At 70.4% G+C, this 6,438-nt stretch carries 5 protein-coding genes; 4 read left to right on the top strand and 1 reads right to left on the bottom strand.

The window, feature by feature from the left end; all coding sequences use genetic code 11:
* Nucleotides 1-10 precede the first annotated feature (10 nt).
* Nucleotides 11-2,227: a glycoside hydrolase family 3 C-terminal domain-containing protein gene (locus tag QH283_RS17030; RefSeq protein WP_280503975.1), complete on the top strand. Its 2,217-nt coding sequence runs from the start codon at nucleotides 11-13 to the stop codon at nucleotides 2,225-2,227.
* Between the two features lie 7 nt (nucleotides 2,228-2,234).
* Here QH283_RS17030 and QH283_RS17025 read toward each other — a convergent pair whose 3' ends face one another.
* Complete coding sequence (locus QH283_RS17025; RefSeq protein WP_280503974.1) at nucleotides 2,235-2,819, bottom strand: TetR/AcrR family transcriptional regulator; 585 nt, start codon at nucleotides 2,817-2,819, stop codon at nucleotides 2,235-2,237.
* Nucleotides 2,820-2,888: 69 nt separating this feature from the next.
* Here QH283_RS17025 and QH283_RS17020 point away from each other — a divergent pair, with 69 nt between their 5' ends.
* From QH283_RS17020 to QH283_RS17010, 3 genes are all read left to right on the top strand, one after another.
* A complete protein-coding gene (locus tag QH283_RS17020) occupies nucleotides 2,889-4,055 on the top strand; it encodes an acyl-CoA dehydrogenase family protein (RefSeq protein WP_280503973.1) in 1,167 nt (388 codons plus the stop codon).
* Between the two features lie 95 nt (nucleotides 4,056-4,150).
* Nucleotides 4,151-4,840 carry a response regulator transcription factor gene (locus QH283_RS17015; protein WP_280503972.1) on the top strand — a complete coding sequence of 230 codons (690 nt, stop codon included), beginning with the start codon at nucleotides 4,151-4,153 and terminating at the stop codon, nucleotides 4,838-4,840.
* Complete coding sequence (locus QH283_RS17010; RefSeq protein WP_280503971.1) at nucleotides 4,837-6,429, top strand: sensor histidine kinase; 1,593 nt, start codon at nucleotides 4,837-4,839, stop codon at nucleotides 6,427-6,429. The genes QH283_RS17015 and QH283_RS17010 overlap by 4 nt, the downstream gene beginning before the upstream one ends.
* Nucleotides 6,430-6,438 lie beyond the last annotated feature (9 nt).

Raw genomic sequence — 6,438 nt, 5'->3', positions numbered from 1 at the left:
GTGTTGGCCCATGACTGACTCTGCGATCGCGAATCTGTCGACGGCGGACAAGGCGGCACTGGGCAGTGGGGCGGATTTCTGGACGACGAAGCCGGTGGGGTCGATCGAGTCGGTCACGATGACCGACGGGCCGCACGGTGTGCGCAGACAGGTCGGCGCCACGGATCATCTCGGGTTGTCGGAGAGTCTGCCCGCGACCTGTTTCCCGCCCGCGGTGGGGTTGGCGCAGAGCTGGGATGTGGAGCTGGTGCGCCGGGTGGGGGTGGCGCTGGGGCACGAGGCCAGGGCGGCGGGGGTGGATGTGCTGCTCGGGCCGGGCATCAATATCAAGCGTGATCCGCGCGGTGGCCGCAATTTCGAGTACTTCTCCGAGGATCCGCTGTTGTCCGGGGAGCTGGGTGCGGCCTGGGTGGAGGGTGTGCAGAGCACCGGGGTCGGTGCGTCGTTGAAGCATTTCGCGGCCAACAATGCCGAGCACGATCGGATGCGGTCGAGTTCGGACATCGACGCTCGGCCGTTGCGGGAGATCTATCTGCGGGCCTTCGCGCATGTGGTGCGGTCGGCGCGGCCGTGGACGGTGATGTGTTCCTACAACCGGATCAACGGTGTGTACGCGGCCGAGGACCGATGGCTGCTGACCGAGCTGCTGCGCGGCGAGTGGGGTTTCGACGGGGTGGTTGTCAGCGACTGGGGCGCGGTGGGCGATCGGGTGGCGGCGGTGCGCGCGGGTATGGATCTGGAGATGCCGGGCAGCGGCGGCGGCTCGGACGCGCGGGTGGTGGCGGCGGTGGCGGCCGGTGAACTCGATCCAGCGGATCTGGACGCCTCGGCGGGGCGGATGGCCCGGTTGGCGGAGCGGGTGCGGCAGGGCAGGCAGTTGGATGTGCCCGCGGCGGATGCGAGCGCGCATCATGCGCTGGCCCGTGAGGTGGCGGCGCGGTGTGTGGTGTTGTTGAAGAACGATCGGGAGTTGCTGCCGTTGTCGGCGGGCAGCGCGCTGGCGGTGATCGGCGAGTTCGCCGAGTCCCCGCGCTATCAGGGCGGTGGCAGTTCACATGTGAACGCGACACGGCTGGATGTGCCGTTGGAGGAGATCAGGGCGCACGCGCAGTCGGGGTCGGTGGCTTATGCGCGGGGTTTCACCACCGACGGCACCGGTGACCCGGACGCGTTGCGGGTGGAGGCGGTGGCGGTGGCGTCGGAGGCGGCGGTGGCGGTGCTGTTTCTGGGGTTGGCGGCCAATCAGGAGTCGGAGGGGTTCGATCGCGCCGATATCGAGTTGCCCGCCGATCAGCTGCGGTTGCTGACCGAGGTGGTGCGGGTGCAGCCGAGGACGGTGGTGGTGCTCGCGCACGGCGGCATGTTGCGGCTGGGGCCGGTGGCCGATCAGGCGCAGGCGATCCTGGACGGTGGTCTGCTCGGGCAGGCCGGTGGTGGCGGGGTGGCCGATGTGCTGTTCGGGGTGGTGAATCCGTCGGGTCGGTTGGCCGAGACCGCGCCGCTGCGGTTGCAGGACACTCCGGCGTATCTGAACTTTCCGGGCGAGCATTCGCATGTGCGTTACGGCGAGGGCCTGTTCGTCGGCTATCGGTGGTACGACGCGCGGGAGATGGCGGTGTGTTATCCGTTCGGGCACGGGTTGTCCTACACCACGTTCGACTACGACGGGCTGTCGGTGTCGGAGGGGGGTGCGGGGTGGGTGGTGGAGGTGACGGTCACCAATACCGGTTCGTGGGACGGCCGGGAGGTGGTGCAGGTGTATGCGGGGCTGCCCGGTTCGTCGGTGGTGCGGGCGCCGCGGGTGCTGGCTGGTTTCGCGGTGGTGGAGCTGGTGGCCGGGGAGAGCGAGCGGGTGGCGGTGCCGATCCGGCGGGAGGATCTGGCGTACTGGGATCCCCGGGTGGATCGGTGGGTGGTGGAGGGTGGCGAGTATCAGGTGTTCGTCGGGGCGTCGAGCCGTGATCTGCGGTTGGCGGCGGGGGTGAAGGTCGACGGTGACGAGGTGCGGGTGCCGGTGACATTGGAGTCGACGCTGGGTGAGGCGTTGGCCGATCCGAAGGCGGCCGAGGCGGTGGGCCGGGTCGCGGCGGGTATGGTGGTGATGCTCGGTGGTGGTGAGGGGATAGGGGCGAACCTGATGCGGATGATGGAGTCGATTCCGCTGGGCAGGCTGGCCAATTTCGGTGTCGACACCGAGGAGTTGGCTCGGCTGCTCGAGGATTGCTGAGTTCGCGCTATGTGGTGCGGTAGTCGAGCATCATGTCGACGAGTTGGTCGCCGTGGTGGGCGGCGGCCGCGCCGTCTTCCTTCGAGGTGGACAGGTGGAGTGCGCCGATGCCCATGGCCATGATCCAGTCGGCGCGCACGGCGGCGGTGTCGGGGTCGAGGCCGTGGGCGAGCAGGCACCGGCGGACGGCGTGGTGGGCGCGGCGGTCGGAGGTGCGGACGGCGGTCGCGGCGTGGGGGTCGGTGCGTGCCCATTCGCGCATGGCGCGTTCGAGCATCCAGTGGCGTGGGCTGGTGAGTTGGGTGATGAGCCGGAGGAGTCGTTCGCGGGGCGGGAGTTGTTCGAGTTCGTCGAAGTTCTTGTGTTCTTCGTCGTTCCATTCGCCCCAGCGGGTGACGAGGGCGTGTTTGTAGGCGGCGATGTCCTTGAAGTGCCAGTAGAAGCTGCCGCGGGTGGCGCCGATGCGGTCGCAGAGGGTGTCGATCTTGATCTGTTTCAGGCCGTCTTCGGCGAGGATGGTGTAGCCGACCTCGATCCAGTCCTCGGCCGACAGTTGTGTGTTTCGGCCTGCGCTTCTGCGACCCTGTGTCACCCGCTCAGCCTAGCGCGCGGGGCCGTTCACCCATTGCCGCCATACTTTTTGTCATGGTAGCCTCCGCCGATGAGCGCCAGCGTGACCGGAACCAGCTGCGTGACAGACGATTTCGTCGGCAGGCTGGCCGAGCGCGCGGCCGAGGCGGAGCGGCTGCGGCGACTGCAGGCGGCGACGATCGCCGAGGCGGCCGAGGCGGGGTTGTTCGAGTTGCTGGTCCCGCACCGGTTCGGTGGCACGCAGGCGCCGTTCACCGCGATCCTCGATCCCGTCCGCCGGATGGCGCACGGCTGCGCCTCGAGCGCGTGGACGCTGGGGTTCTACACCCTGCACTGCTGGATCATGGCGCTGTTCGACGAGCAGGCGCAGCGTGAGGCGTTCCGGGAACGGCCGTTCCTGGCCCCCGCTCCCCTGGCGCCGACCGGGCTGGCCGAGCCGGAGCGTGACGGATACGTGCTGTCCGGGCGGTGGTCGTGGGCCACGGGCATCCACGGCGCGAACTGGGTCATGGTCGGGGCACTGGCGATGGCCGACGGCGCGCCGATGCCGCTGATGGCGTTGCTGCCGGTCGCGGACGTGCGGGTGGAGGACGTCTGGCACACCGACGGCATGCGGGCCACCGGTTCCGACGATGTCGTCGCCGAGAAGGTGTTCGTGCCCGCACACCGCGTTCTCCGTATCGCCGACCTGTACGCCGGTGGCACTCCCGGCGCGGCGTCGCACGACAGCGACACCTACCGGTGGCCGATGGTGCCCGCGCTGGCGCTGCTGGCGGCCATGCCCGCCCTCGGCGCCGCCGAGCGCGTCGCCGACGAGTACGCCGCCCGCCTGTCCGAACGAGTCCTCGCTTATCAGGGGGTGAAGCAGAAGGACAAGCCGGCCGCGCGTATCCGCCTCGGCGAGGCACGTGTCCGGCTCCGGGCGCTGCACGGTCTGCTCGCCGAGACCACGGCGGGCATCGACGGCATCCTGGCCGCCGGTGAGCGAGTGGACAAGCCGACCCGCGCGCGAGCGCGCCTGGCTGCCGCCCACATCGTGCACGAGTCGAGAGCCGTGATCGGCACGCTGCTGGAAGCCTCCGGTGCGAGCGCGCACCTGCTGCACAACCCGTTGCAGCGCGCCAAACGGGATGTGGATGTGCTGTCCGGTCACGTGGTGTTCGACTACGACGACATCCGCGAGATCGCGGGGTCCCTCGAGATCGGCGTGCCGGTGCCGCCGACGGCGATGGTCTGAGCAGCGCCGTCGCGGCTGTCTGCCCGCTCGGAACCGCAGGTCGGCGGCGCCGGGCGCGGAACGAGGCCGGTGTGAGGTCTGCCTATCCTGGAGCGATGCACGCGACGGTTCTGGTGGTCGACGACGACGAGAGCATCCGCGATCTGCTGTGCCAGGTGCTGCGGATGAGCGAGTTCGACGTGCTGGGCGCCGATACCGGACTGGCCGCGCTGGCGGTCGTCGAGCACCGGCCGGTGGATCTGATGGTGCTCGATGTGATGCTGCCCGATCTGGACGGTTTCGCGGTCGCGCGGCGGCTGCGTGCGGCGGGCAACCGCGTTCCGGTGCTGTTCCTGACCGCCCGCGACACCGTGCAGGACCGCATCATCGGATTGCGCGCGGGCGGAGACGACTATGTGAGCAAGCCGTTCAGCCTCGAGGAGGTGGTGTTGCGGGTACAGGCGATCCTGCGTCGAGTGGAGCCACCCGGGGACGGCGACGAGCGGATCGTGGTGGCGGATCTGTACTTGGACGCCGAGGCTCACCGGGTCTCCCGCAGCGGGCAGGAGGTCGTGCTGTCGGCCACCGAGTTCAGCATGCTCGAGTACCTGATGCGCAATGCCGGGCAGGTGGTGAGCAAGTCCCAGATCATCGCCGCGGTGTGGGGCGCCGGGGATGCCCGCGACGGGCGGGTGGTGGAGACCTTCGTCAGCCAGCTGCGCCGCAAGATCGACGCCTGCGGCCCGCCGCTGATCCACACCGTCCGCGGCGTGGGGTACACCCTGCGGCCCGATCGAGTGCCGTGACGCGGCTGCGCGCCCCGACCCGGTGGACGCTGCGGACCCGGCTGCTGCTGTTGCTGGTGGTGATCAGCGCGCTCGGTCTCGGGGCGTTCGGGGTGTCGAGTGTGCTGTTGCTCGAGCGCGCCCAGATGCAACGGGTGGACACACAGCTGGGGCAGATCGCCGCCGAGCTCAGCGTGACGCGACGGCTGCCGCCACCTCCGAGCGCGGACGGCCCGGGTGTCCCCTCCGACTTCCGGGTGCTCTACTTCGACGGTCGGGGCGACCCGACAGTGTGGCTGGGCGAATCTCCCGGGGCGGGCACCTATCCGCGGTTGCCCGCGATGGACGTGCTGTCGGTGCGTGCGCGCGGAGACGGTGCGTTCACCGCACGCGACCGGGCCGACGACACCAACTGGCGGGTGCGGACCGTTGTGCGTCCCGCTACCGAGGAACAGCCGGAGGAGGGCACCGCCGCGGTGGCGATGTCGCTGACCGACAGCGAGGCGATCAGCAGGCGGCTGCACATCATCGAGCTGATGATCGGCGGCGCGCTGCTGCTGCTGGTTTCGGTCGCCGCGGGGGTGCTGGTGCGGGTCGGGCTGGCGCCGCTGACCAGGATGGAGCGCACGGCGCAGGCCATCGCGGCGGGCGATCTGGATCGCCGGGTGCCCGATGACGACCCGCACACCGAGACCGGCAGGCTCGGGGCGGCGCTGAACGTCATGGTCGACCGGGTCTCGGCCGCGCTGCGCGGGCTCGAGGAGTCCGAGGCGCGGATGCGTGCCTTCGTCGCCGATGCCTCGCACGAGTTGCGCACCCCGCTGACGACCGTCCGCGGGTATGCCGAGCTCTATCGGCGTGGCGCGGCGACCGACGCACGAGCCCTCGAGGTGATGGGCCGGATCGAGGCGGCGGCGATCCGCATGGGTGTGCTGGTCGAGGACCTGCTTCTGCTGGCGAATCTGGACGCCGAGCGTCCACTCGATCCGACCGCCGTCGATCTGGCCGCGGTCGTGCGTGACGTGCTGCGCGACGCTCGCTCCCGGCATCCGGCGCGGGGCATCACGCTGCGGGAGCAGACCGGCGAGGTCGTCGTCTCCGGCGACGAGCAGCGGCTGCGGCAGGTGGTGACCAATTTGATCGACAATGCCGTGACGCACACCCCCGACAGCGCGGAGGTGACCGTGGTGGTCGGGGTGGCCCCGGTGAGCGAGGTCGATGTGCCGGTCACGGCCGAGACCGGGATGGCGCTGCCCGAGGCGTCGCGCTGTGCTGTGGTCGAGGTGATCGACACCGGCCCCGGCATCCCCGCCGACGCGGCCGCCAAGGTGTTCGACCGTTTCTATCAGGTCAACGAATCCCGTTCCCGGGCAGGCAGTTCCGGCCTCGGCTTGTCCATCGTCGCCGCAGTCGTCCGAGCGCACCACGGCCGGGTGCAGCTGTGGTCGCGACCGGGGGCGGGGGGGCGCATAAGGGGGGGGGGACCCCGGGCCCGGGGTTGGGGGGGCCCGGGCAAACGGGGGCCCGGAAAGGGGGGGGCGGGGGCGGGGTGTGGGGGGGGTGGGTGTATTGGGGGGGGGTGGGGGGGGTGGGGGTGGATCGGGCTGTGACCTGGGCGG

This window comes from Nocardia farcinica, assembly GCF_029867845.1.
GTDB classification, from domain to species: Bacteria; Actinomycetota; Actinomycetes; order Mycobacteriales; family Mycobacteriaceae; genus Nocardia; species Nocardia farcinica_A.
Note: the sequence above shows the minus strand (reverse complement) of the source record. Positions and strands in the feature narration are given on the sequence as shown.

Excerpts from the sequence above, each read along its gene's own strand:
- QH283_RS17015 (WP_280503972.1), top strand. The coding sequence starts at position 4,151 with ATGCACGCGACGGTTCTGGTGGTCGACGACGACGAGAGCATCCGCGAT.
- QH283_RS17030 (WP_280503975.1), top strand. The coding sequence starts at position 11 with ATGACTGACTCTGCGATCGCGAATCTGTCGACGGCGGACAAGGCGGCA.
- QH283_RS17020 (WP_280503973.1), top strand. The coding sequence starts at position 2,889 with ATGAGCGCCAGCGTGACCGGAACCAGCTGCGTGACAGACGATTTCGTC.